Annotated in this window: 24 protein-coding genes and 1 pseudogene; 12 read left to right on the top strand and 13 right to left on the bottom strand. The window is 69.5% G+C overall.

The window, feature by feature from the left end:
* The first annotated feature begins 202 nt into the window (after window positions 1-202).
* Together ACFWZ2_RS08805 and ACFWZ2_RS08800 are read left to right on the top strand one after the other, a co-directional pair.
* Entirely contained in the window at window positions 203-805 is a 603-nt protein-coding gene (locus tag ACFWZ2_RS08805) for a HutD family protein (protein ID WP_384543797.1), read from the top strand.
* A gap of 479 nt (window positions 806-1,284) precedes the next feature.
* Entirely contained in the window at window positions 1,285-2,769 is a 1,485-nt protein-coding gene (locus tag ACFWZ2_RS08800; protein ID WP_384543795.1) for an aminotransferase class I/II-fold pyridoxal phosphate-dependent enzyme, read from the top strand.
* A 149-nt stretch (window positions 2,770-2,918) separates the two neighbouring features.
* Here ACFWZ2_RS08800 and ACFWZ2_RS08795 read toward each other — a convergent pair whose 3' ends face one another.
* Both ACFWZ2_RS08795 and ACFWZ2_RS08790 read right to left on the bottom strand, forming a co-directional pair.
* Complete coding sequence (locus tag ACFWZ2_RS08795) at window positions 2,919-3,707, bottom strand: calcium-binding protein (protein WP_384543793.1); 789 nt, start codon at window positions 3,705-3,707, stop codon at window positions 2,919-2,921.
* A 463-nt stretch (window positions 3,708-4,170) separates the two neighbouring features.
* Window positions 4,171-4,290: a hypothetical protein gene (locus ACFWZ2_RS08790; RefSeq protein ID WP_384543791.1), complete on the bottom strand. Its 120-nt coding sequence runs from the start codon at window positions 4,288-4,290 to the stop codon at window positions 4,171-4,173.
* A gap of 12 nt (window positions 4,291-4,302) precedes the next feature.
* Here ACFWZ2_RS08790 and ACFWZ2_RS08785 point away from each other — a divergent pair, with 12 nt between their 5' ends.
* The gene (locus ACFWZ2_RS08785) at window positions 4,303-4,602 is read left to right on the top strand and encodes a hypothetical protein (RefSeq protein ID WP_384543789.1); all 300 of its coding nucleotides are present in this window, start codon (window positions 4,303-4,305) and stop codon (window positions 4,600-4,602) included.
* A 282-nt stretch (window positions 4,603-4,884) separates the two neighbouring features.
* Here ACFWZ2_RS08785 and ACFWZ2_RS08780 read toward each other — a convergent pair whose 3' ends face one another.
* Complete coding sequence (locus ACFWZ2_RS08780) at window positions 4,885-5,499, bottom strand: TetR/AcrR family transcriptional regulator (RefSeq protein ID WP_384543787.1); 615 nt, start codon at window positions 5,497-5,499, stop codon at window positions 4,885-4,887.
* Between the two features lie 76 nt (window positions 5,500-5,575).
* Between ACFWZ2_RS08780 and ACFWZ2_RS08775 the strand changes: the two genes are divergently transcribed.
* From ACFWZ2_RS08775 to ACFWZ2_RS08745, 7 genes are all read left to right on the top strand, one after another.
* Window positions 5,576-6,583 carry an LLM class oxidoreductase gene (locus tag ACFWZ2_RS08775; protein ID WP_384543785.1) on the top strand — a complete coding sequence of 336 codons (1,008 nt, stop codon included), beginning with the start codon at window positions 5,576-5,578 and terminating at the stop codon, window positions 6,581-6,583.
* Window positions 6,584-6,647: 64 nt separating this feature from the next.
* A complete protein-coding gene (locus tag ACFWZ2_RS08770) occupies window positions 6,648-7,190 on the top strand; it encodes a flavin reductase family protein (protein WP_384543783.1) in 543 nt (180 codons plus the stop codon).
* On the top strand, window positions 7,184-7,720 hold the full coding sequence (locus ACFWZ2_RS08765; RefSeq protein WP_384543781.1) for an HAD domain-containing protein: 537 nt from the start codon (window positions 7,184-7,186) through the stop codon (window positions 7,718-7,720). The genes ACFWZ2_RS08770 and ACFWZ2_RS08765 overlap by 7 nt, the downstream gene beginning before the upstream one ends.
* Window positions 7,721-8,162: 442 nt before the next feature.
* Window positions 8,163-8,675, top strand: coding sequence for a hypothetical protein (locus ACFWZ2_RS08760; protein ID WP_384543779.1), 513 nt, complete (start codon window positions 8,163-8,165; stop codon window positions 8,673-8,675).
* A complete protein-coding gene (locus ACFWZ2_RS08755; RefSeq protein WP_384543777.1) occupies window positions 8,672-9,937 on the top strand; it encodes a hypothetical protein in 1,266 nt (421 codons plus the stop codon). The genes ACFWZ2_RS08760 and ACFWZ2_RS08755 overlap by 4 nt, the downstream gene beginning before the upstream one ends.
* 225 nt (window positions 9,938-10,162) lie before the next feature.
* The gene (locus ACFWZ2_RS08750) at window positions 10,163-10,714 is read left to right on the top strand and encodes a hypothetical protein (protein ID WP_384543775.1); all 552 of its coding nucleotides are present in this window, start codon (window positions 10,163-10,165) and stop codon (window positions 10,712-10,714) included.
* Window positions 10,715-10,762: 48 nt separating this feature from the next.
* Entirely contained in the window at window positions 10,763-10,993 is a 231-nt protein-coding gene (locus ACFWZ2_RS08745) for a hypothetical protein (protein ID WP_384543773.1), read from the top strand.
* A 147-nt stretch (window positions 10,994-11,140) separates the two neighbouring features.
* On the opposite strand, the gene ACFWZ2_RS08740 is transcribed toward ACFWZ2_RS08745, so the two are convergent.
* Entirely contained in the window at window positions 11,141-11,887 is a 747-nt protein-coding gene (locus tag ACFWZ2_RS08740; protein ID WP_384543771.1) for an SAM-dependent methyltransferase, read from the bottom strand.
* A gap of 244 nt (window positions 11,888-12,131) precedes the next feature.
* A complete protein-coding gene (locus ACFWZ2_RS08735; protein WP_384543769.1) occupies window positions 12,132-12,578 on the bottom strand; it encodes an MmcQ/YjbR family DNA-binding protein in 447 nt (148 codons plus the stop codon).
* A gap of 656 nt (window positions 12,579-13,234) precedes the next feature.
* Here ACFWZ2_RS08735 and ACFWZ2_RS08730 point away from each other — a divergent pair.
* Window positions 13,235-14,809: an FAD-binding oxidoreductase gene (locus ACFWZ2_RS08730; protein ID WP_384543767.1), complete on the top strand. Its 1,575-nt coding sequence runs from the start codon at window positions 13,235-13,237 to the stop codon at window positions 14,807-14,809.
* Between the two features lie 83 nt (window positions 14,810-14,892).
* On the opposite strand, the pseudogene ACFWZ2_RS08725 reads toward ACFWZ2_RS08730, so the two are convergent.
* The 7 genes and pseudogenes from ACFWZ2_RS08725 to ACFWZ2_RS08695 all read right to left on the bottom strand — a co-directional run bounded on the left by ACFWZ2_RS08725 (window position 14,893) and on the right by ACFWZ2_RS08695 (window position 21,020).
* Window positions 14,893-15,655: pseudogene (locus ACFWZ2_RS08725) on the bottom strand (IS5/IS1182 family transposase).
* Between the two features lie 102 nt (window positions 15,656-15,757).
* Window positions 15,758-16,999 carry a DUF1015 domain-containing protein gene (locus tag ACFWZ2_RS08720; protein ID WP_384543765.1) on the bottom strand — a complete coding sequence of 414 codons (1,242 nt, stop codon included), beginning with the start codon at window positions 16,997-16,999 and terminating at the stop codon, window positions 15,758-15,760.
* A gap of 84 nt (window positions 17,000-17,083) precedes the next feature.
* Window positions 17,084-18,388, bottom strand: coding sequence for an MFS transporter (locus tag ACFWZ2_RS08715; RefSeq protein ID WP_384543763.1), 1,305 nt, complete (start codon window positions 18,386-18,388; stop codon window positions 17,084-17,086).
* The gene (locus tag ACFWZ2_RS08710) at window positions 18,385-19,485 is read right to left on the bottom strand and encodes a PLP-dependent cysteine synthase family protein (protein WP_384543761.1); all 1,101 of its coding nucleotides are present in this window, start codon (window positions 19,483-19,485) and stop codon (window positions 18,385-18,387) included. The genes ACFWZ2_RS08715 and ACFWZ2_RS08710 overlap by 4 nt, the downstream gene beginning before the upstream one ends.
* Before the next feature lie 129 nt (window positions 19,486-19,614).
* Window positions 19,615-20,013 (bottom strand): hypothetical protein, encoded by a 399-nt coding sequence (locus ACFWZ2_RS08705; protein ID WP_384543759.1) that lies wholly within the window; start codon window positions 20,011-20,013, stop codon window positions 19,615-19,617.
* Between the two features lie 284 nt (window positions 20,014-20,297).
* Window positions 20,298-20,699, bottom strand: a complete 402-nt coding sequence (locus ACFWZ2_RS08700; protein ID WP_384543757.1) for a DUF6153 family protein — start codon at window positions 20,697-20,699, stop codon at window positions 20,298-20,300.
* 177 nt (window positions 20,700-20,876) lie between these two features.
* Window positions 20,877-21,020, bottom strand: coding sequence for a hypothetical protein (locus ACFWZ2_RS08695; protein ID WP_384543755.1), 144 nt, complete (start codon window positions 21,018-21,020; stop codon window positions 20,877-20,879).
* A 33-nt stretch (window positions 21,021-21,053) separates the two neighbouring features.
* Here ACFWZ2_RS08695 and ACFWZ2_RS08690 point away from each other — a divergent pair, with 33 nt between their 5' ends.
* The gene (locus ACFWZ2_RS08690; protein WP_384543817.1) at window positions 21,054-22,439 is read left to right on the top strand and encodes a PLP-dependent transferase; all 1,386 of its coding nucleotides are present in this window, start codon (window positions 21,054-21,056) and stop codon (window positions 22,437-22,439) included.
* A 75-nt stretch (window positions 22,440-22,514) separates the two neighbouring features.
* Here ACFWZ2_RS08690 and ACFWZ2_RS08685 read toward each other — a convergent pair whose 3' ends face one another.
* Window positions 22,515-23,255, bottom strand: coding sequence for a class I SAM-dependent methyltransferase (locus ACFWZ2_RS08685; RefSeq protein ID WP_384543753.1), 741 nt, complete (start codon window positions 23,253-23,255; stop codon window positions 22,515-22,517).
* Window positions 23,256-23,397 lie beyond the last annotated feature (142 nt).

The following is a 23,397-nucleotide window of genomic DNA, read 5'->3' as shown; positions in this document are numbered from 1 at the left end:
TCACCGTGGGCGCGCCCCCCCGCCCGGCCGAGGCCTGGCAGGGCGCCGCTGCCTTCACGGCCTGGCGCTCGGGCCCGCGCCGGACCTTCGCACTCGCTCCACCCGACGGCGCGGCCCGCCCCGCTCCGACCACCCGGTCGACACGTAGGCTGACCTCGGATGAGGGTGGCCGGACGGATGACGACGATGGAGGCGGCGACGTATGGGCGTTGATGTCCTGCGCTGGAGCGAATACCCCAGCGTGCCGTGGAAGAACGGCGGCGGCGTGACCCGGGAGGTCGCGTCGGGTGCCGTGCCGGAGCCCCTCGCCTCCACTAAGGCCACCGACGGTTTCGACTGGCGGGTCAGCGTCGCGGACGTGGACACGCACGGACCCTTCTCTTCCTTCCCCGGGATCGACCGCGTGATCACCCTGGTCGAGGGCGAAGGCATGGTGCTCACCGTGGACGGGAGACCCCAACTGGTCGAGCCGTTGGCCCCCTTCGCCTTCTCCGGCGACGCGGCAACGGACTGCCGACTGGAGGCAGGCGCGGTCCGCGACATGAACGTGATGACCCGCAGGGGCCGGGCAACGGCACACGTGCGGATCCTCCCCGTCACCGCCGGACGGACGGCCACGCTGGCGTGCGCCACGCACGAGACTCTCCTCGTCATGGCCGCCAGCGAAGGGGTCACCGCCGGTGGCCCGGACGGACAGGAGACCTCGCTGGGCCGTCTCGACTGCGTACATCACCCAGGCCCGGGGCCGCTGGCCCTGCGGGGCGAGGGCACAGTGGCCGAGATCAGGATCGCCCCGGCGTTCTGACGACGGGAGCCAACCCGCCCCACGACGTGAGCGGCGCAGCTCGGAGAGTGCCGTCGCGAGGTCCCCGCACTGCATGCCCCGGACCAGCACCGGCAGGTGGCGGTCGCCGAGGACGACGACGGCACTGTCGCCGGACACGTCGTGTGGCACGCCGAGCCGGACCGCGGGCGCGGCAGCATCACGATGCGCGAACTGCGCGAACCGCACGAACTGCACAGGCTCGGCGCGAAGATGGTCGAGATCGGCACCGGAGGCGATGACCTTCACGCGCCCGGGCCCTCCACGAGAGTCTCGGGTGCGCAGCTCGGTCATGCCCTGGGTGAACGGCGCGCCGCCGCGTGGGCAATCGTGGGGCGAGGTGATCTGACTGATGCCGTCACCGCCCCATGTGACCGGTTTGCGCCCTGTTCATCATCCTTGATCCTCCCGAAAGATGGGGGCTTGTCAGGAAAGCGCACCTGTCGAGTGAGGATTCCAGGATGGCCAGGAACGCGAAGGGCACCACGACACCGCAGCAGGGCTACGAGGACCGGAGCCCCGAGGAGATCACGGCGCTGCTCGCCGGGGCCGCCGACCCGGAGCAGCGGCTGGCCGTCCACCAGGATCTGTACCCGGACGTGGTCAACCTCGCCACGGCGGAGAACGTGCTGGTCTATCCATCGCTGCGGGACAACGTCTTCGACGGGCTCGGCGTCCTCGAGCAGAAAGACGTCAAGTACGCCCCTTCGTACGGCAGCCCGGACATCCGCCACAACATCGCGGAAATGCTCCAGCCGATGCTCTCCCCGGACCTGAGGAGCGAGGACATCTTCGGCACATCGGGGACGTCGGCCGCCCTGGAGTGCCTGGCGTTCGCGCTCAAGGACGGCGGGATCCTGCGGAGCGGTGACCGGGTGCTGCTGCCCGCCCCCTACTGGCAGGGCTTCAACTGGTGTTTCGAGCAACGGCCCGAACTGATCACTGTTCCCGTTCACCTCCAGGAGAGGGGAGCGGAGAACTTCGAGCTCACCCTGGCAGATCTGCAACACGCCTACCGGACCCAGCCGGAGCCGCCGAAGCTGCTCGTCCTCACCAACCCCAACAACCCGCTGGGCGACAACTACGGCAAGGACCTGCTGGAGAGCATCTACCGGTGGGTTCTCACCGAGACCGGCATGCACATCATCTCCGACGAGATCTACGCCCACTCCCAACTCACCGGGGCCCAGCCGGAGTTCGTCAGCGCCCTTGCGCTGGACGCCTACCGGAACAATCCGGAGGCGAAGAACCGGGTGCACGTCGTATGGGGATTCGCCAAGGACTTCGGGATGTCGGGCTTCAAGGCCGGAGTCGTGATCTCCAGGTCGCCGGTGGTCCACCAGACCATGCAGGGCATCAAGGACAAGCAGAACTCCCTCTCCTGGTTCAGCCCGTTCGACTCGCTCAAACACTTCGTCATCGGGAAGATGCTGGACACCACCAGCGGCGGCAAGAGCTACCCTCTCGAGCTGATGAAGCAGTACCGGGGCTGGCTGACGACCGCGTTCCAGGAAATCCGCCGTGCCCTCGATGACGGCGGAATCCCGTACCGCTACCGCGAAGGGCAGAACGCGGCGCAGTTCTTCTGGCTCGACCTGCGCGCCTATCTGCCGCCGTCGGGCACGGTGATCCCGCCGGAGATCGGGCCGCACTTCCCGCAACTCGACCGCGTGCCGGAGCCGTTCGCCGAGAAGAGCGCGCAGGCCGAGAAGAAGGGGACGGTCGCGCTGCCGATCCTCTTCCCGAACATCTCCAGCGAGGAGGAGTGGCTGCGCTGGTACCTCGCCACGTACGCCCAGGTGCAGCTGCTCCCCGGACAACTCCTGTCGTGCGCCGAGCCGGGCTACTTCCGACTGTGCTACACGGCCGTCGACACCGCCGAAGTCATCGCGTCGGTACGGAGGATCGCCGACCTCCTGGCTCCTTGGGGGAACGGCGGCCGCTGACCCTTCTGTTTCGCTCTCTGCACCCAGCGCACCGTGGTCGCCGGCGGCGTGCTGGTTGCGGGTTCCATCGAACCCAGGAAGGCCCGGACCGAAGAGTCTCCGGCCTGGGCCTTCTGCGCTTGCTGGAGGATGGATGGCCCTCCCGCGGGTTACTTCACGTCGACGTAGTCCGCCGCGGAGGCGACCGGCGCAGTGGTGGAGGTGCCTGCGAAGGAGTAGCGGAAGTAGCCGTCCGCCGTGGCCTTCGTCGTCGTCCTCAGGTTGCCCTTGCTGTCTGTCGTGACGGTCTTGAGGGTCTTGTAGGTGCTGGTTCCCTTCTTCTTGAACTGGAGCTTCACCGGCTGCTTGGTGTAGCCCCCGTACTTGTAGGTCTCCCAGTTGGCGCGGGTCAGGGCGCCCGTGACGGTGATCGTCTTGTTCTTCTTCACCGGTTCCGGCGAGGCGTTGACGCTCAGTCGGGAATTGCGCAGGACCTTCGCCTTCGCGGCGGAATCCTTGGTCATGTAGTCACCGTCGTTGGCCAGGACGTGGGATCTCACGGTCCAGGTCCCGGCCGTGGTGTTGTCCTGGACGTGGATGCGCGGGTTGATCTTCAGCGTGTGGGTGCAGGTGGTCGTGGTGGAGTTCTGGCGCACGCACTTGCCCGCGACGTTGCCGGGCACCACGAGACCGTAGTTCTCGCCGTTCGGGAACTCGGTGTGCCACATGACCGGGAAGGTGTTTCCGGTCGCGATGCCCGAGTCGTCCGTGGCGGTCACCACGATGGTGAACGTCTTCACGTCCGTGGTCCCCAGGACGATGTTCTTCCCTCCGTTGACGACCACCTTCGTGATCTTGATGTCGCCCGAGAAGTCATCCGCCTGCGCGGCCGCCGGGATCGTGAGTGCGGACAGGGCGAGGGCCCCGGCGAAGCCTGCCACGGTGATGCGGTGATGCATAAAAGACGTTTCCCCATGTTCCAGCGCCTCAGGAACGTCCCGAGGCGGAGCTGCCAAAGCCCACCCGGTACGCGGGTGGCACGGACATGACCAGCAGGTCGCCGGAATGGTTGCCCACCAATCACATGGCTGCCTGGACGAGCGCGGGGCTCACCTCATCTTCTGGCCCCGGCGATCGGGCGGGACGAGCTGATCCGGTACTTCAACCCTCACTCCGGCCGACGAGGTGTTCCTGCCGAAGTTCCGCCGGTCCCAGAACATGCTCGGCGCCGCTGCTGCTGGCGCAGGGCAGGTGCTGGCGGGACTGGAGGCAGGCCCGCATCAGGTGGGCGACGGGCTCCGGCAGTGGGGACGGCGGGTCTCCCGACTGGATCGTGAGCCGCTACTCGACGGGCCCGCCCGCGTCCGCCGCGGATTTCGCCGCCGCCACGGGAAAGGGCCTGTCGTCACATGTCACGCCCCATCACCGTGGGCTCAACAGGTCCAGTGCAGACTGGCTGTCATCGTCCGCGGCGCGGTAGATCACCAACCGCTGGTCCGGATCTTGCAGTGGCGTGAGCACTTCGAAATGTACGGAGATCACGCCGACGTCAGGATGCCGCAGAACCTTGTGGCCGCGACCGTTGACCTTGACGTCCCGCTCCCCGGTCACTTACCGGTCCCGGCGCGGGCCGACCTGCGGGCGTGGATCGGCCACCTCGACGCTCTCGGCGTCAAGAACTCCGGCGGGCTGCGCGGCATCATCGGCTGGGTTCTGGTGTTCCGTGACCCCGACGGACTGGCGGTCCGGCTGCATACCCGAGAGCATCACGAGTTCGACGAGGCCCGTGCTGACGTCGATTCGCGGTGGCTGCGGCTCTCCGCCGACGCCGAGGTGGTCGACGCGAAACCGTGAGGTGCCACCCGAACGGGACTGTGTGGACGTTCCGGACTGGCTCGGCTTGGCGGCGGGGCCCGGATCGGTACGGGTCGTGGGCGACTAGGGGCGAGTCCAGGGTCGGCTACAAGAGATCGGCTCGTGCTGACCGTTGAAGAGCGGGGTCTCTGATCCCGGATGCGATCCGGCGCCTCGCTGCGGCGACCAGGCGCCGGCGCCGATCGCTCGTGTGCCGGGTGGCCACGTACGAGGGCGGTCTCGTTCAGCCGCCTGTCTTGCGATGCGAAGAGAAGGCCGGTCTCACAGAGAGGCACGGACCAGGGTCGCAAGGTGTTCCGCCGCGCAGCGCAGCGGGGCGTCATCGCCGGAGACGCGGCTGATCAGTTCGGCGCCTTCCAGCGCCGACAGGACGGTGCAGGCGAGCGCCGCCGCCTCGCCCTCTGGCATGCCAGCGTCCCGCAGCCTGACTGCGATCAACTCGCGCCACTGGCGCAACGCTTCGTCCGAGGCGCGTTGGATCAGCGGGGACCGGCCGATGATCTCCAGTGCGGTGGCCGCCACGGGGCATCCGTCGGTCCAGTCGGACTCACGCAGCGCGTCGGCCATCAGATGCGCGCAGCCTGCGATCGCGTCGGCGGGGTCGTCGGTTGCGGTCAGGCCCTGGCGCAGCAGCTCGGCGAAGTCCTCGGCTCCGAACCGCAGTGCTTCGGCGGCCAGTTCTTCCTTGCCCCGGGGGAAGTGGTGGTAGAGGGAGCCGTAGGTGGCTGCTGCCTCATTGAGGATCTGCTTGATGCTCGTGCCTTCGTATCCCTGGCGCTGCAGCAGCGTCGCCGTCGCCATGACGAGCCGGGTGCGGGTATCGCTCGGCTCTGCCCGCCCGGCTGTCGTCTGCTCCGTGGCCTTGGTGGCGTTCATGACATCAGGCTACCGAATAGATCGATCGATCTAGCCTGTTACGCTCCACTGGATTGATCGATCTAGTGGAGGTGCGATGAACGACGTATCCGTCCTTGACGCCCATCCGGGGTTCGGGCGCATGTTTGCTCCCGGGCGACTGACGCTCGGTCTCTTCTTGCCGCTGTGGCCGTACGCGGGCGACATGAAAGCCATGGCCGGACAGGCAGAGGTGATCAAGCGCGCCGACGCGTCGCCGCTCTCGGCGGTGTGGGTCCGCGATGTTCCCCTACTCGACCCGGGCTTCGGTGACGTGGGGCAGGTCTACGACCCCTGGACCTACCTGTCCTGGCTGGCCGCGCACACCAAGCGCCTGTCGTTGGCGGCGGGCAGCGCGGTCTTCACGCTGCGCCACCCCATCGACCTGGCCAAGCAGGCCGCCTCGATCGACCAGCTCGCCGGTGGCCGCCTGGTCCTCGGAGCGGCATCCGGAGACCGGGCCTCGGAGTTTCCCGCCTACGGGCTCGACCACACCACGCGGGGAGAGCGGTACCGCGACGCGTTCGAGTGGTTCCGGGGGCTGACGGAGACGACAGGCCCGACCATCTCCTCGGCTCTGGGCCGCATGGGCGGCGGGCTCGACCTCCTGCCCAAGCCGGTCGCTCGGCGGATTCCGCTTCTGGTCACCGGCTCCTCGCAGCAGAAGCCGGAGTGGATCGCCGAGCACGCCGACGGCTGGCTGGTCCACCCTGGATCCCCGAACTCGATCGCCGGCACCGACGCGCTCGGCCACAAGGTGGCGGCCTGGCGGGAACTCATCCCGGGCGGCCGGTTCAAGCCGGTGGCCACCAACGAGTGGCTCGACCTGGCCGAGGACCCGCACGCCCCACCGCAGTCGCTGCGCGGCGGCTTCGTCCTGAGGATCGGCACCCAGGCGCTGATCGAGCAGTTGCACCGGTGGCAGGAGCGCGGCATCAACCACGCCGCCCTCGGCGTGCAGCACGGCCGTCGGCCCGCAGCCGAGGTCGTCGCGCAGCTCATCGAGGACGTCGTCCCGCACTTTCCGGCGATGGCCGGACCCGAGCCCGAGGAGCCCGTGTGGTGACCCGGCCCATGACGTGCGCCGTGCCCCGGGCTCGGCAGGCTCCCTCGAGCAATTCCGCGACGTCATGCGGCACTTCGCCACCGGCGTCGCCGTCTTGACGACCATCGGCCCCACGGGCCCGCACGGGATGACGGCGAACGCCGTCATCCCGGTCTCACCGCGCCCGCCCACGGCACGTGCGGCGGCCCATCACGGCACGGCCATACACGCGATCCTGCAGACCGCTGCGAGCTGTGCCGTCGACCATCCTGCCGCGCACCAGCAGGCCCTCACGATGCTGTTCGCGCGCTCGCGCCCCGACAACGATCCCTGCCAGCAGGTGCCGTGGTGGCCCTCGAGGACAACGGGAAACCCGGTACTCAGCCAGCACTCAGCGTCACAGCCGGGACAATCACTCCTCAGCTGCCGTGAGCCTCTCGCTGAACTCGGCAATCTGTTCCCGAAGTTCCTGCACCTGCGTGCAGGCCCCAGCCCTCGCTGTCGGAGTTCTTCGATCAACGAGCCCATCGCCGCCCTCACAGTCCTCCCGAAGCGGAATCAGCCTGCCCGGGGACTGGGCCAGGACCGCTGTCGCCTGAGCCCGGGCACCGCTACCGTGCGATGGTGATCGGTTCTACGCTGCCTCTCCTCTTTCTCGATGTCGATGGACCGCTCATTCCCTTCGGAGCGGCCCAGCAACAGCTTCCCAACGGATACCCGACCTACCGGACCGGGCACGAGACGCAGGAAGCCGACGCGAATCCGCTGATCACCAGGATCAATCCGGCGCACGGTCCCCGGCTGTTGGCGCTGCCGTGCGAGCTGGTGTGGGCCACGACTTGGATGTCCGACGCGAACGAATGCATCGCACCGTGGCTCGGCCTGCCGGAACTGCCCGTAGTGACCTGGCCCGAGCCGACCGGCGAGGACGAGAAGGACGGGCTCCACTGGAAGACCCGTGATCTCCTCCACTGGGCCGCCGGACGCCCCTTCGTATGGGTCGATGACGAGATCACCGACACCGACCGCACCTGGATGGAGGCACACCACCCAGGCCCAGCCCTTCTGTACCGCATCGACCCCCGACAAGGCATCACGAGCGAGGACTTCGCCGCTCTCGACCACTGGCTGCAGCTACACGTGAGCCAGGCCCCGTGAGCAATGCGAGGCCGCAGCGCGGGAGCGCGTGAGTGAACTGCAGGCACAGATCGCTGAGTTGACCGAGCAGTTGGAGACAGCTGAGGAACGCCTGGTGCAGCTGGAGGGGGCCCGCGTCACGGTGCGCGAGGTTCTCGACGAGGTAGCGGACGACGAACGGGCCAGGGAAGTCCGCGTGGATGAGACGGGCGAGGCACACGAGGCTGAAGGGGACTCGCCGATCGGCGTGCTGACGGTGCCGGTACGGCGACCTGGTATGGGCGTGCCGGTTCTGCCTTCGCACGGGGCACGAGCAGCCGGTCGAGCGTGGCCCGCACCAGGGCAAGGGTGGCCGGGGACAGGTCCATGTGCCCGGTCGTCGCGACCGTCAAGCCCAAACGGCCAACCCCATCTCCCACGCAAAGCTCGGTATACGGGGCGGGAGTTGAGGCACCATCTGGGCATGACCGAGATGCGGGACACGCTCTGGAACGAGGCCATAGGCCCGGAGGACTACAGGGACACGGATTCCTCCGACCGCTACCGGACCACGGTGTTCGAGCGGTACAAGCTCCGCGTGGACCTGGCCGACCGCGTGAGCGCCCGGCGCACCGCCTCCAACACCTTCTTCCTCACCGTCAACAGTGTCCTGGTCACCGTCCTGGCGACGGCCGCCCCCGACCTGCGGGACGGCATCTCGGTGTGGCTGGTGCGCGGACTCCTGGTCCTGCTGTCGATGTGCGTGTCGTGGCTCGTCCTGGTGCGCTCCTACCGCCATCTCAACAAGGTCAAATGCGCGGTCATCGGCGCCATGGAGGAGCGGCTGCCCGCGTACGCGTACTCGCGCGTGGAGCGGGCCTTCCTCGGCGAGGGTCACGACCCGGAAAGGTCCCTCCAGCTCAGTTTCGTGGAGCAGTGGGTCCTGATCGTCTTCGCCCTCGCCTGCCTGCTGGGCTTCATACCCCTCGCCTCGTGAGCGGCTGGATACCGGCGACGCCGGGACAGTCGCTGCGGCACGTCCTGCGCAGCACCGGCCGGGAATCCTGGGCCGCCTGGGGGAACAAGCTGGTGTTCTGTATGGCGACGACGCTCGGCCTGATGAAGGTCGTCGCCTGGGCGCAGACCCGGCAGGGCCCGTGGGAGAACGGCGCCTTCGGGCTGCTGCTGCTCACGGCGGCGTTCGGCGTCTGCCTCCCGCTCTACCGGAGGCTCTCGGTGCGGTCCCTGCGGCGGCTCATACTGCCGCTGGAGTCGAGTGACCGCTGCACGGACGGCAGCTTCGTCCTCTACCTGCGCAACTTCCAGGTGGACGGTCGGCTAGCCGACGCCGACCACCTGAGCACTCAGCCACTGTGGAACCACGTCCTGGGCGAGGCCCTCGGCTACGGAAACGGCCTGGTCCACGAGAGCCCGCGGGAGGTGCGCGTCGTGCGCGAGATCCAGCGACTCGGAGCCGTCATCGCAGTGGGGGACGCGAGCGAGCCGCTGCCCTATCTGCCGGGTGCCAACCGCTACTTGCTGCCGCACCACAAGTGGAAGCGTGTCGTGGACCGGGACATGCGCCGCGCCCGCCTCGTGGTCATGGTCGCGGGGCTCGGCCGGGACAGCGGCCCGGCCACGAGCACCATGTGGGAGTACGCACAGGCCAGGCGCGTCCTGGCCCCCGAGCGGTTTGTGCTCCTGGTCTGCGGTGACCAGGACGACTACGAACGCTTCCGGAAGGCGACGACGGCGTATCTCGACGGCGTCCGCCGGCGCTCCACACCGTCCGAGCTACCCGACCACCCCGCGCTGCGGCGGCCCGAGCGGCTGCGGAAGCTGCACCCCCTGCGCGGCGTCATCACCTTCGGCCCCGACTGGACCCCGCGCTTCACCCTCTTCGATCCCACCGCGTCCGCCGCCCGCACGGAGCTGTGCCGCCAGCGTGAGGTGGTGCGCAAACAGCTCACTCCGTGCCTCGACGCGATCGAGGAGCGCCTTGAGGGGATGGCCGTCCACGTGCCCGACATCGACATGGCGTTCGCGGTGATGCGAACCGCCATCATTCCGGTGGCCGTCGGCTGCATGCTGTGGTCCCGGTTCGAGCTGACCGCCCAGCGAGCCGTCATCGCCGTCGTATGCGTGCTGCAACTGGTGGGAATCACACGGCGTATGCTCTCCGCCTCGGAGACCTTCGCCAGGATCCGGCACCCGGCGCCGGGAGACAACGATGCTGGACCTGAGCGATCAGCGGCATAACCCGCGCGCTCCCCAGTACGGGCGCCTTGGCGCTTTGGAGATCCGGTACGGCAGGGCGTCCAGGGGCAGCCCGCCCAAGCGGCGCACGGTGCTCACGGTGCCGGAGGTCGACTGGATCGTCCCGGTGGTCCAAGAGTGGGTTGAGGAGGTCCGCGCTGGCTTCCACCCAAGACGGCACCTCGCCTTGTGGGTCACGGAGCCTGGCGACGCCTGGAGGCGACCACCATGCACCCAGCCGACGCCGCCCTGTCGCTGCCGCGGGGTCGGCACTCGCACGGCCTGGCCCGCCTGGCCGTGAGGGAAGCGATCCACATGTCCTATGACGGCGCGCTGGAGGCCATCTGGCGTCGGTGCGGCCCGGTGCTCGACAAGCGCCGGCTCGCCGGCCTGCTCGTCGAGGCCGCCTGTGACATCGACGCCTTCAACAAGGGGCGGGTCGTCGAACCGTGCACATCGGACACGGTGTTGGTGCTGTCTGTGGACGGCAAGGGCATCGTGATGAGGCCCGCAGCCCTGCGGGAGGCCACCCGGCAGGCCGCCGAGAAGAGGCAGCACACCTTCCGCACCCGCCTGACCGCAGGCGAGAAGACCGCGCGGACACGCATGGCCACCCTGGGCGCGGTCTACGACTGCGCACCGGCCCCGCGGTGTCCGCACGACATCATCGCCCCGCCCGGCGGCCGATCCGGCGACTACGTTCCTCGGCCCGGCCCGGTCGCCCGGGCCAAGTGGCTGTGTGGTTCGGTCGTCCACGATGCCGAGCACGTCGTGCGGTAGGTCTTCGGCCACGCCAAGGCCCGTGACCCGCACCATCGCCGCTGCTGGGTGGTGCTCGTGGACGGCGTCCGGCACCAACTCGACCTGGTCCAGGCCGAAGCCCGCCTCCGTCACATCGGCGTGCACATCGTCGTCGATCTGATCCATGTGCTGGAGAAGGTCTGGTCAGCGGCGTGGTGTTTCCACTCGCCGGGCGATGCCGGGACCGAAGACTGGGTTGGCGCCCACGCCCTGGCCATCCTGACTGGCGGGGCCGTCAAGGTCGCCGATGCCATTTAAGGGCGGTCTGACCAGGCCGAGTTGACCACTGAACAGCGCCACGGCGTCGGCGTCCTACTGGAAAGATCATGTCGCGCGGGAACATCAGCGGCTCTATCCAACCTTTGACCAGTCCACATACGCCCCACACCCGCACTGCCCGGAGTGTCAGCGGCTCATCAGCGCGAAGACGCCCCAGCCGAGGTACTCACGGGTGTATTGCACGTAGCGGGCGGGCCCGGTGGCGAGTTCGGCCCGGACATCGGTGGCCAACTCGTCATCGGGGTTCTGGTCGAGCCAGCAGCGAAGGTTGAACCACTGCGCGGCCTGGTACCGGTCCCAGCTGTCCTGATCGGCCAGCACCATCTCCACGACGTCGTAGCCGAGGTCGCCGAAGTGCCCGATCAACTCCGGCAGCGACCGAAAGTCGGCTCTGCTGCCGGCGTGGCAGCCCTCGATGACGTCCTGGGTCGGCGGTGCCTGACGCCAGTACGGCTCGCCGATCAGCATGAGGCCGCCTGGGCGGAGGCTGCGGCCCAGCAGTTCGACGGTGCCGGCCACGCCGCCCCCGATCCAGGTGGCGCCGACACACGAGGCCAGATCGACCGGCTCGTCCGTGACGTGGCCGGAGGCATCGCCGTGGACGAAGTCGACCTGGTCGGCGACTCCGAGTTCAGCGGCTCGGGCACGGGCCTTCTCGGTGAACACGGTGCTGATGTCCACCCCCGTTCCCGTGACGCGGTGGTCACGCGCCCAGGTGCACAGCATCTCGCCCGTTCCGCTGGCGAGGTCGAGCGCCCGCGTGCCAGGTGCCAGATGGAGCGACTGGCCCAGCGTGGCGAGCTTGTCAGCGGTGATCGGGTTGTGGACGCGGTGGCTGCTTTCGCGAATGGTCCAAATACGTGGAAGATCCACAGGGGGGATTCCTTAATTCGATGAGGTCCTGCCGTTCCTGGAGGGCAGCCGTCCGCAGTCGGCCACCACTGCTCGAACCCTCATCAAATGCACCCCGCTTGGACGTGTCGATCTTGGACGCGGGTAAACCTAGAGCTCTCGGGAGCGATGCGTCCACCGATTTCGGGCGGTGCTGCCCACCACGCGGCCCGAGCAGGCGCTCAACACCAGCCCGACGGCCAGAGCGTGAAGCAGCACCAGCCTGTCATCGCCCGGACCCGGTCGCCGGGGGCGGCCCGCCGACCCGCGCCGCGAGCCGCTTCGGTGCCTGAACGCGGTAGCTCTCGGTGAGGAGTTCGGCCACCTCGGCCCAGTCGGTGGCCCCGTCCAGGCGCATGCCCACGACGTTCCTGCCCCAGGAGAGGCGGAAGAACGGGGCGCCCGCGTTGGTCAGGGCCTCGAACTCCTCGCCGTGCGAGCGGAACGTGAGCGTCGTGGTGAGGCCCTCGGTCGCGATGGCGCGCGCCGACGGGGAGGCTGAGCGGGTCCAGTCGGTCAGGTACACGTGCGCGAAGGTCGCGGTGCGGATGCGCCAGCGGGTGCCGATCCAGGCCGGTTCCTCGTGCGCGTCGGGGAGGTTCAGGCACACGGTGCGCAGGTGGGTGAGGACGTCGAGGGGGACCTCGTCGTCCGGGATCCTCTGGCGCGTCATAAGTGTCTCTCCCCTGGCTGCAGGTTTTCCGGTGAGTTTAAGGACCCGGTTGTCACGGTGGCGTTCGCAGGAAACCGGCCGACACGTGGTCCAGCGGCCCGCCGGTGGCGTCACCCCCGCCCGCATCCCGTACATGTACACCTCCGCGCTCAGACCCTCGCCGGAACAAGCTTGCCCCTCGCGCGCAGGATGGCTTCACACAGGTTGTGCCATGCGCCTCATGCCGACGTTCCAGGCGGCCCTCACCGCCTCTCCGCCGCTGGGGCCGCACCGCGGACCGGGCACGGGGCGAACCTGCGCTCACCAGTAGGAGCGTCCGCCAGTAGGTCATGTGCGCGGCGAAGTTGGCGGCCCGACGGGCACGATCTTGATGATCATGGAGTTCTCTACGCTCTGTGACTATGCGGAGTTCGCCGCGATTGTTCCTCTGTGTCGTTGTGGTGTTCGCGTTACGGAGTGCCCGGTCGACGAGGGAAGGGCCTGGCCGTAGGGGCGGGTGGGGCCAGTACCACTCCCTGCGAGAGTGCTGACGTATCCGGTCCGCCGCGTGTACGTTTCTGGGCATTCACGCCGCGCCACTGGACCGGAGACCCACGTTGGAGAGAACGGATCGCTCCTTACCCAATCGCCGCGCACTTCTCGCGACGGCCGGCGCGATGGCGGCGGGCAGCGTATCGGCCGCCCTACCCGCTGCCGCGGCCACCGGTACGGATGGTTCGGAGCCCACAGCGTTCGGGCCGGAGACGATCCGCCCGGACGACCGCCGGTACACCAGCCTGCTGCGCGGCAACAACTTCCGCTTCGTGGGCCACCCGGACGAGATCCGCGTGGCCGGATCGACCGGTCAGGTGGTGGAGGCGGTGTCGGACGCCGTGCGCTTGGGGCGCCGGGTCGCGGTACGCAGCGGCGGCCACTGCTTCGAGAACTTCACCGCCGACCCGGCGGTCCGCATGCTGGTGGACCTGTCGCCCATGGACGCGGTCGGCTACGACGCCGAGCACCGCGCGTTCGCGGTGCAGCCGGGGGCCACCCTCGGACAGGTCTACCGGACGCTGTTCAAGGGCTGGGGGGTGACGATCCCGGCGGGCTCCTGCCCTGAGGTGGGTGCGGGCGGACACCTCGTCGGCGGCGGGTACGGGCCCCTCTCCCGCCGGTACGGCTCGGTCGTGGACCACCTGTACGGCGTGGAGGTGGTGGTCGTCGACCGCGACGGCACCGCCCGCGCGGTGCTGGCCACCCGCGAGATGGGCGACCCGCACCGCGACCTGTGGTGGGCCCACACCGGCGGTGGCGGCGGCAACTTCGGCGTCGTCACCCGCTACTTGCTGAGGGCACCCGAGGCCACCGGCACCGACCCCTCCCGCCTGCTGCCGCCCTCGCCCCGCGAGGCGCTGGGGCGCCTGGTCCACTGGGACTGGGACCAGACGATGACCGAGCAGGCGTTCACCACCCTGCTGCGCAACTTCGGGATCTGGCACGAACGCAACAGCGCGCCCGGCTCGCCGGCCACCGGCCTGTACGCGATCCTCATGCCGTCGCACCAGGGCCCCCAGGGCATCTCGATGATCGTCCAGGCCGACGCCAGCATCCCCAACGTCCAGGGCATGGTGGACGATCTCGTCTCCGCCGTGACCGCGGGCACCGGCGTCAAGCCGGCCGGCGACTCCCAGTGGACGATGCCCTGGCTGCACCGGATGACCTGGCCGGGGACCGGCGAGCCAGGCGATGTGATCACCCGCCGCTTCAAGGACAAGGCCGCCTATCTGCGCCGCTCGTACACCGACGCCCAACTCTCCATCATCCACCGCTACTTGACCGACTCCACCGGCCCCGCGACCGGTGGCATGCTGCTCGTCGGCTATGGGGGCCAGGTCAACGCGGTGCGGCCACAGGACACAGCGGTCGCCCAGCGTGATGTGGTCATGAAGGCGGTGTACCACACGACCTGGGCGGACCCGGCGGACGATGCGGCCAACATGGCCTGGATCCGGGCCTTCTACCGTGACGTGTACGCCGACACCGGTGGCGTACCGGTACCCGGCGAGGTCAGCGACGGCTCCTACATCAACTACGCGGACGCCGACCTCGCCGACCCGGCGTGGAACACCTCCCAAGTGCCGTGGCACACGCTCTACTACAAGGACAACTACCGGCGTCTGCAGCAGGTGAAGGCGCGCTGGGACCCGCGGAACGTGTTCCGCCACGCGCTGGCGATCGAACCGCGCGCCTGAAGCGTGACGGCCCTCGCGGCCAGGAGCGCGGCCGACCGACCTGACCGCCCTAGAAACGTCGGCCAGCGGGTCGTGCGCTGGGATTATCGGACACGAGGACTGGCCGGTCGGGTGTCCCAGCGGTGGGTGTACCAGGCTCGCCGGATCAGGGCGGACGGTGATGATCGCTGTGGCGAGGGCGAGGTAGAACTCGGTGCAGATCCAGCGGCGTTCGGTGTTCCGCCGGAGTTTGCCGAAGTTGTTCATCCAGGAGTTCGTGCGCTCTACCACCCAGCGGCCGTCTGTCTGTATGGGCGTCTTCGTGCCGTGCCGGGTGATGCGGCCGGTGATGCCGCGCTCGGCGAGGTCGGTGTAGACGGGCTGGTAGGGCAGCAGGGTGTGGTCCCGCACGTTGGCTCCGGCTGGGACGGTGACCGCCGGTATCCCGTAGCCGTCGGTCACCTGGGACCGCTTCAGCCCCTGCTTGCCCCGATCCACCGGGCTCTTCCCGGCGGTGTCGCCGCCAGACGGCGCCTTGGTGATGCAGCCGTCCGCGGCCAGGTTCTCCAGCTCCAGGCCCACCATCGTGTCGTAGGCCCGCAGCACCGCGAGGACCAAGTGGCCGACGACACCGGCCTCGATCCACTCGTCCCGTCGACGCCGGATCGTAGTCGCCGAACATGCCTCGTCCGCGACCCGCTCGTGACCCATCCCCGACACCAACGCCAAGACGATCCGGTCGAACACGACCCTGTCGGGGATCCGGGGCCGGTGACATCCGAGTGGATGTTCGTCCCGGCGTTCGGGCAGTAGCGAGAGAAACTCCTCGCGGATCGGGGCGATGATGGACGCAGGCACGACAGACACACCTTCTCCTGAAGATCACAGAGCGTAAGCAACTCCATGATCACCAAGAAGAGTCTGTCGTGCCGTCAGCTTCGACGCATCCACGCCTTATTGGCGGACGCTCTAAGGGGATCCTCCGGAGACGCGCAGCGCGAATCCCGCCGCGGGCTTCGGCGCGAACGCGGTCGATTTACGCGGCAGCAGCACCCCGTGGGACGCCAGCTCCCACACCGTGGACTCGCTCATCGCCGGCAGGAGGAGCGTGACGCCGCTGTCCGGTGCGGCCGTTTCCGCGATGGCGCGTTCCGTGGTGTGCACGTGGCGCATCGCGCCGGGCAGGTCCGGTACCGAGAAGGCCCGGCTGACCAGCAGGTGGTCGGCCACCGCGACGGGCAGCTCCTGCCAGGGGGCCGGCCGCCCGGTCAGAGCCTCGCCCAGAGCCTGCGCGTCGAAGTCCGACACCGCCCAGGCGCTGCCGCCACCGGTCAGCAGCAGTTCGTCCCCGCGCGGTTCCCGTGGCCCTTCCGGCAGTTGTCGAACCCTGGCGACATCGGCGGCCAGGGCGGCCGCCTTGCTCGGATCGAGTCCGGGGAGCACGCGGTGGATCGCGCTCAGCCGAAGCGGGTGTGTCACGGTGTCCACCACCAGCGCCTGGGCGCCGTTCCAGAAGTCCCCTCCCCGTGTCGTCATGAGCCGGAGGGTCGCGGCGTGGCGGTGGTGTCCGTCGGCGATGAGGGCTGGTCCGGTCGCCAAGCCCTGGGTGAGGGCGCGTTGTTCGGCCGGGTCCGTACAGGCCCACAAACGGTGCGTGATGCGCCCGGTGCGGCCGATGGCCATGGGTGGCCGGCGGACCAGGCGGTCGATCAGGAGGGGAAGGGTTCGGTCCGTCGGGCGGCAGGCCACCAAGAGCGGTTCGAGCTGGGCGCCCAGAGCCGCCATCAACGTGGTGTGCCTGCGCACTTCATGGGGTCGCACCGCTTCGTGGGGTAGCAGAGGGCCCGGCGAGTCCGGTGAGTCCGGTGAGTCCGTCGGCAATCGCAGTTCCCCGATCAACCCTCGTTGCAGCACTTCATGGGCGTGACGCTGTTCGTACAGGTAGATCGCGGGCTTCTCGTCGCGGCGCAGCACTCCCCTGCTCAGCCAGCGGTGCAGCTGGCCTCGGGCCGCCCACGGGTCGTCGGTGCACAGGAGTCTGCGGATGTGGTGAGGGCGGACGCGCTGGGCGCGGCCGTGGGCCCGGGGCATGTCGTCATACGGCGGGGAGATCACCCCGGACAAGTCGCCGACGTATGCGGGGTCGTAGCGGACGGCCCGAAAAGGCCGTAGATCGAGGCCGGTTGGGCCCGGTGTGGCACAGCGAGGCATGAGGTCTCCATGATGGGCGGGCGCGCTTGAGGTGGGGCGGGTGGCGGTACCGCCACCCGCCCCGTCAGGGCATGGACGTGGGAATCAGGCCGTGGCAGCGGGCTGCGCTCGGGCCGGCTCGGGCCGCGTCAGACGACCGGCGCGCTGCAGGCCGTAGAGGGCAGCCGAGCAGGCCACGCCCAGCGCGAGCAGGGCGAGCCACGGCAGCGCGGACATGCCCGCCGCCCGGGCCGCGTCGAGGGCCGCGCCGGTGAGCAGGTTGCCCAGCGTGATGCCGACGCCGCAGATGGTGTTGTACAGGCCGTAGTGGGTGGCGACGAGGCGGTCGCCGGAGAGCCGGACGATGGTGTCCATCTCGAAGGGGTACGCGATCATCGTGCCCAGAGCCAGCAGCAGCGCCGCGAGGACGGGTGGCACGGCTGCGAGCAGCCCACGGCCGATCCCCCCGTCGGGCACGGGCGATGCCGTCGCGGCGAGCAGCGGCACGAAGGCCGCCCCCATGATGAGCAGCCCCCAGGCCAATGCCTGGCCGGGCGCGAGGTATTCCTTGCACCAGGCGGTCACCCGGGTCTGCCCGAGGATCGTGGTCAGTCCGGAGGCGGCGAAGAGCAGGGCCACGGCGACCGTGCCGAACTGCCCCTCGCCGCCGAGGCGTCGAACCTCCAGCGGCAGCGCGAGGTAGACCTGGAAGGACAGCACGTACGAGCCGATCATGGCCGTGGAGAAGAGCAGGAAGGCCCGGTTGGCCAGCACACCACGCCACTGGGACCACACCGTCTCTCGCGCTTCGGTGTCCTTGCTCGCGCCGTCGTCGGCCCTGCGGGACGGGAGCGCCCGGATCTGCACGATGCTCAGCAGGGCGAAGATCGCCGCCGATATGAGGCAGGTGACCTTGAAGTCGACTCCGGTGAGCAGCATGCCGACGAGCGGGCCGAGCAGGATGCCCGCCTGGTAGAAGACGTTGAACAGGGCGAAGGCTTCGACCCTGCGCTCCCCCGTGTCGGCGGCGAGGTAGGCCCGTACGGCGGGGTTGAACAATGCGCCCGCGAAGCCGGTGGCCGCGGAGGCCGCGAGCAGCGCGGGGACGGAGTCCACCAGGCCGAGCGTGGCGAAGCCGGCCGTGCGCAGCAGACATCCGGCGACGATCAGCGGCTTGTAGCCGAACCGGTCGGCGAGGGTGCCGCCGACCAGGAACATGCCCTGCTGGCTGAAGTTCCGTACGCCGAGGACGAGTCCGACCAGCCACCCGGCCAGGCCCAGTGTGCCGGACAGATGTTGGGCCAGATACGGCATCAGCATGTAGAAGCCGAGGTTGATGGTGAACTGATTCACCAGGAGCAGTTGGACGCTGCGTTCATAGGAACGCACCTGCGCGACGGCGCCTTTCACTGGTTGCCGCCTTCCGTCTCGCGCGGCTCCGCCGTCGGGACGATCGGGTCTGCCACCTGGGTGCAGCGGGTCCAGCGGGTGATCTCCTTCTCGTCGGGGCGGCCCACCACCTCCGGTTCGGGCGCCGGAGGAAGGCCCAAGAGCCCGTGCTCGGCGCAGTATTCGTCGCTGTAGACCGTCTCCAGGTAGCGCTGGGGGCCGTCGGGGAAGATCGCGACGATCCGGGTGTCCCGGGGCTGTGTACGGGCGAGCCATCCGGCGACCAGCGCGACGGCGCCGACGCTCCAGCCGCCGGTGGCGTAGTGCGAGGTGGCCAACTGCCTGCACGCCCACACCGATTCGGCCGGCGCCACCCAGTGCACCTCGCTGAAACTGTCGTACGCGACGTTGCGCGGGTAGATGCTGGAGCCGAGCCCGCGCATCAGCCTCGGCCGGGCGGGCTGACCGAAGATGGTCGACCCGACGGTGTCGACGCCCACGAGGCGCATGTCGGGGTACAGCTGGTGCAGGACGCGCGAGACGCCCGCGGAGTGGCCCCCGGTACCGACGCTGCACACCAGGACGTCGATGTGTCCCACCTGGGAGGCGAGTTCGAGGGCGAGCGGGGTGTAGGCGGAGACGTTGTCGGGGTTGTGGTACTGGTCGGGGCACCAGGCGCCGAGCCGCTCGGCGAGGAGTTCGACGACTCGCTCGCGGCGAGCCTGCTGCCAGCCACCGGTGGGATGCGCCTCGGGCACCACGTCGACGGTTGCGCCGTACGCGGCCAGGAGTCGGGTCATGGACGGCTCCAGGCCCGGATCGGTGACAAGCGTGACAGGGTGCCCGTAGACCATCCCGGCCAGGGCGAGGCCCAGGCCGAGAGTGCCGCTGGTCGACTCGACGATGGGGTGGCCGGGCTTCAAGTCGCCGCGGGTGCGCGCCCGTTCGACCATGTGGAGGCCGGGCCGGTCCTTGATGCCGCCGGGGTTGAAGCCCTCCAGCTTGGCCCAGAAGCCGCGGTCGGGCGGGGTGAACGGCCGGGACACCCGCAGGACGGGCGTGTTGCCGACGAGCTCGTGGAGGCCGGCGCCGGGGGGCGTGGAGTCGCTCTTGGTCATGGAGTGCATCGTTTTGCTCTCATTCGCTGCGGAAGCTGTGCGGGGTTCTCGTCTCGCGCGGCGCACGCGTTCGGCGCGCCTCGTGGCGGATCGACTGCGATCGGCTGCGGCCGACCGCGAAGGCGGCTCCTAGAGGAGCCACCTGAACAGGGCTGCCAGGGTGGTGCGGCCGCCTTCCGGTGTCCGGCTGCGCACGGCGCCGGAGCGGTCGGCGTTGAGTGGTCCGACTGAGCTTGTGGTGGTGGCGGTTGGGGCCGCGTGCGGCAGGGCCCGGACGGTGGCGGCGGCTCCGGATCGGCCGGAGTCGCAGGGGGAACAGTCGTCCGGGGTCTCCCGTCCGGCCTCGGCGGAGGAGGCGAGCCGCGCTTCGAGCGGCGGCAGCGGCGCGGAGACGGCGGCGGCGCGGGCTGTCGGCCGCTGCGCCGCATGCGCCGGTTCACCGGCGCACTGCACCAGCGCCAGCAACAGGACGGACAGAGCGGGCCATAGGAGTCGGTACTTCCAGAACGCCCGGGTCCGCACGCGCATCCAGCGCACCGGTGGCGAGGCGGGCCGTGGGACAAGGGCTGTCGGGTCGGCGGGGCAGGACGACACAGGGCCTCCGTGCGGCGGCTGCCTCGCCAGAAAGAGGGTCAGGGCGGGGCAGAGACGTGAGGGGGGCTGATAGGGAGCCCGACCATCCCCGCACCGCACTCAGCACGGCACACCAGGAAGGTCAGACACCCCGAACCGGTCGACGGAGGGAGCACGACAGCGGCCTCAGGCCGCGACGGCATGCTTCAGAGGGCTCCGGCCGGTGCTGGGGCGCTGACCTAGATACGCAGGACGGGCGATTCCGCCGCATGTGGGGTCGGTACGACGAAGCCCCGCACCGCCGAGGGGCGCACCTGCTCGGCGTACGTCGGGACGGGTGCGACCGTCGCCGAGTCCAGCGGGGACACGCAGGGGGCGTCCACGTCGGGCCCGTGTGAGGGCTGGCCGAGTGCGCACTCCTCGAAGGCGTGCTGATCACTGTGGCCGCCGTGCCGCTCACCCGACGGCTCCGCGCCGTCGTGGCCATGCGTCGCACTCGCAACCCCTTGCGTCGGGGCGGTGCGCGGGGCGGCGGACGCGTGCGCGGAGGCGGCATCGACCTGCTGGACGTGCCGCACCGTGGCGTCGGGACTGGCCGCGTGCGTATACAGCAGGCCGAAGAGAACCAGGCCCAGCCCCAACAGGCGGAGCAGAATCGCTGATGAGCGATCCCGCCGCGTTCCTGAAGGTGACCTGGTTGTCATCACGCCGTGATCCTAACGACTGCCGGTCGGAACGGCGTAAGGAACCATACGAACACCGCGTGAACAAGCCACACATACCGGCAGACGCAGCGCATCCGAAAGCCAACATCACACTCAGGCCAGGGCGTTCACGGAACGCAACGCCCCGCTCGGTGGCAGGTGGCCGCCCTGCCAGGTGCGCCCGGCGAACCAATTCCCGCCGGGCGCAGCGGTGTCCGGTTCCTTGCGCCAGCCCTTGCTGAGCAGGCCGCGGCCCACCCAACTCTTGCGGCGTACTGTCTCACCGTGGCCATGGCCCCTGAGGTCGAGGCGCGCATACGAAGGCTCGGCAGGCTCCTGGAGCAATGTCGGGAGCAGGGATCCGGTGCACATGCAGGGTGGCACCGGATTCTTCTGGCTGATGTGACCGCGGTGCGTCGGCAAGTGGCAGGCGGGGCGCAGGTGTCCCGGGCCCTCCTGCCGCAGTGGGCGGCGACGCTCGACGACGCGGAAGCCGCTGTGATCGGCAGGGCCTTGCAGCTCGCGCTCGGCGATGCCCGGACCGCCCCATCGGTGGAGGGAGGCGCGAGCCGGCATCCGTTCCAGTACGGCTATCACGCCGGGGACGACGTCTACACCCCGTGCGGGGCACTGATGCGCCCCGGGCCCTGCCACAGCGCCGGTGCCGTGTTCATCGTGGACGATGCCCTGGAGGTCTTCGCGGAAGAGGCAGCCGCCGCGATCGGGATGCGGAGCGCGGGTGACGCGGTGCGGGCGATGTCCAGTGGGCTGGCGGCGGTCCGAGTACCGCTGTTGCTGCTCCTGGCTCGGCTGCGCAGGGCGGGGCAGGTGTTCGTCGTCCCCCGGGACAGCTGGCTGGAGGTTGTCGACCTGCTGCATCACGTCGGTCGGGACACCTGCCGATTCGTCGAGGCGGGATCCGCTGCCGAGCTCGCCGCGCACGCAGCGGCCCCGGATGTCGGCGCGGTGCTGTACGAACCCGTCACGAATACGCCCGCGCCCCGCTTCATCGCGCCGCAGGACCTGTGGCGGGAGGTGGCGGTACGGCGGCCGTCCGGAGGCCTGGCCGTTGTGGTGGATGCGGCGCAGACCCCGCTGCTCGACGTGGCCGGCCAAGTGCCGTCCGGCGTCGAGGTGTTCGCGGCCTATTCGTTCACCAAGTGGGGGGCCGGAGGGCACCACCGTCGTCCCGGCGGCCTGCTGGTGGCCCGGACGGATCCGGCGATGGTGCAGAGGCTGCTGCAGGCGCGGTCCGTGCAGCGGGCCGCTCCGATGTGCCCGCAGGACGCCGCGTGGCTCGCCGTGGATGACGGGGCGACCCTGTGCTCCCGTCTGGGCCGCTATCGGCGCAACCTCGACGCGCTCGCGAACGGACTCGACGCTCTCCCGGGGATCGAGGTCCGCTACCAGTCCCATGGCGCGTTCGTGGTACTGCTCGACCGGCAACGCAAGCCGGGCTGGGCACGGGCCGCAGCATCCGCGGCTGTCCGGGCGGCCGCCGCCGACGGAGTGCCGGCCGGATGGCAGGACTCGTTCGGCCTGCCCGGGCCGGCCCTGTCCACTCTCCCCGGCAGCGGTGAACGCGCGCTACGGCTCATCGCCGGTTCCGGCCCTCGCTCGGTCACCCTGCGCTATCCAGCGGCGATCCGCGGAACTCTCACCCGCGTACGCAGATGAGGTTCGGCAGGCCGCTCCAGATCGCAGAGACACCCATGGGCGACACCGGGCGTCGTATCCGGACGTGGCGTGCCGTCACAGCCGGATGAAGTGATGGAACAGGCCCTCACCGGTGACGCCTGCGAAGCGGAAACCACACTGTTCGAGCAAGTCCTCGGCCTGCTCCGCCGTGTATGTCCGATACCGGCAGCGCTGCTGAGCCACCATCTCGCCCGCCTCACCGTGCTGGCTCCTGGTCAGCCGCTTGACGGAGTAGTCCTTGACGAAAACGCCGTCGGCCACCGCGCGGGCCTCCTGGCCGTACACCAGCCCGCCCGGCAGGGGCCGTTCGTAGTCACGGTGCGGCCCCTGGGCCGCCAGCGCCAGCACGCCGCCCGGCTTCAACGCGGCATGCACCCTGCGGAGCGCCGTGATGTTGTCGTCGTCCTCCAGAAGGTGACTGCCGAAGCTGACAGCATCGTTCTCCTGGTCGTGAATGAAGTACCAGACGCCGCCGACCGAGTACCCCACGTCGAAAGACGAGGGGATGTCCGCATGGCGGATGTCCGCACGCAGCAATCGCACCCGGTCGCCCAGCCGCCGACGGGCCTGGACGAGCATGCTCTCAGTGTGGTCAACGCCTGTGATCTCCAGGCTTCCCTCCGCCAGGTCCAGCAACCTCTCACAGACCAGCCCCGTGCCCACCCCCACTTCCAGGAGCCGGCTCCTGTCGCCGGTCAGATCGAGAAGAGTACGAGCGTAGGCGTCGTAGTCGTAGTAGCCGGAGGTCATGATCAGGTCGTAGTGGGTGGAGAGCCCCTCGTAGGAATCGCTCACGAACGGGACTGTAGCGGCCCCTGGTCGGCAGGCGAGAGGCAACGGCCAAGCGCTGTGGTTCGGGTGATGCATGATCAGGTCGCTGGTTCTGGTCGCCCGGGGTGGGGGTGGTGCGGCTCCTGCCGAGGCCCCTCCTTGAAGG

It is taken from the genome of Streptomyces sp. NPDC059002 (assembly GCF_042740435.1).
Classification (GTDB): domain Bacteria; phylum Actinomycetota; class Actinomycetes; order Streptomycetales; family Streptomycetaceae; genus Streptomyces.
Note: the sequence above shows the minus strand (reverse complement) of the source record. Positions and strands in the feature narration are given on the sequence as shown.

Excerpts from the sequence above, each read along its gene's own strand:
- ACFWZ2_RS08760 (WP_384543779.1), top strand. The coding sequence starts at position 8,163 with ATGACCGAGATGCGGGACACGCTCTGGAACGAGGCCATAGGCCCGGAG.
- ACFWZ2_RS08720 (WP_384543765.1), bottom strand. The coding sequence starts at position 16,999 with ATGCCTCGCTGTGCCACACCGGGCCCAACCGGCCTCGATCTACGGCCT.
- ACFWZ2_RS08735 (WP_384543769.1), bottom strand. The coding sequence starts at position 12,578 with ATGACGCGCCAGAGGATCCCGGACGACGAGGTCCCCCTCGACGTCCTC.
- ACFWZ2_RS08750 (WP_384543775.1), top strand. The coding sequence starts at position 10,163 with ATGCACCCAGCCGACGCCGCCCTGTCGCTGCCGCGGGGTCGGCACTCG.
- ACFWZ2_RS08690 (WP_384543817.1), top strand. The coding sequence starts at position 21,054 with ATGGCCCCTGAGGTCGAGGCGCGCATACGAAGGCTCGGCAGGCTCCTG.
- ACFWZ2_RS08775 (WP_384543785.1), top strand. The coding sequence starts at position 5,576 with ATGAACGACGTATCCGTCCTTGACGCCCATCCGGGGTTCGGGCGCATG.
- ACFWZ2_RS08795 (WP_384543793.1), bottom strand. The coding sequence starts at position 3,707 with ATGCATCACCGCATCACCGTGGCAGGCTTCGCCGGGGCCCTCGCCCTG.
- ACFWZ2_RS08765 (WP_384543781.1), top strand. The coding sequence starts at position 7,184 with ATGGTGATCGGTTCTACGCTGCCTCTCCTCTTTCTCGATGTCGATGGA.
- ACFWZ2_RS08785 (WP_384543789.1), top strand. The coding sequence starts at position 4,303 with ATGCCGCAGAACCTTGTGGCCGCGACCGTTGACCTTGACGTCCCGCTC.
- ACFWZ2_RS08780 (WP_384543787.1), bottom strand. The coding sequence starts at position 5,499 with ATGAACGCCACCAAGGCCACGGAGCAGACGACAGCCGGGCGGGCAGAG.
- ACFWZ2_RS08705 (WP_384543759.1), bottom strand. The coding sequence starts at position 20,013 with ATGCGCGTGCGGACCCGGGCGTTCTGGAAGTACCGACTCCTATGGCCC.
- ACFWZ2_RS08805 (WP_384543797.1), top strand. The coding sequence starts at position 203 with ATGGGCGTTGATGTCCTGCGCTGGAGCGAATACCCCAGCGTGCCGTGG.
- ACFWZ2_RS08770 (WP_384543783.1), top strand. The coding sequence starts at position 6,648 with ATGCGGCACTTCGCCACCGGCGTCGCCGTCTTGACGACCATCGGCCCC.
- ACFWZ2_RS08800 (WP_384543795.1), top strand. The coding sequence starts at position 1,285 with ATGGCCAGGAACGCGAAGGGCACCACGACACCGCAGCAGGGCTACGAG.
- ACFWZ2_RS08710 (WP_384543761.1), bottom strand. The coding sequence starts at position 19,485 with ATGACCAAGAGCGACTCCACGCCCCCCGGCGCCGGCCTCCACGAGCTC.
- ACFWZ2_RS08730 (WP_384543767.1), top strand. The coding sequence starts at position 13,235 with ATGGCGGCGGGCAGCGTATCGGCCGCCCTACCCGCTGCCGCGGCCACC.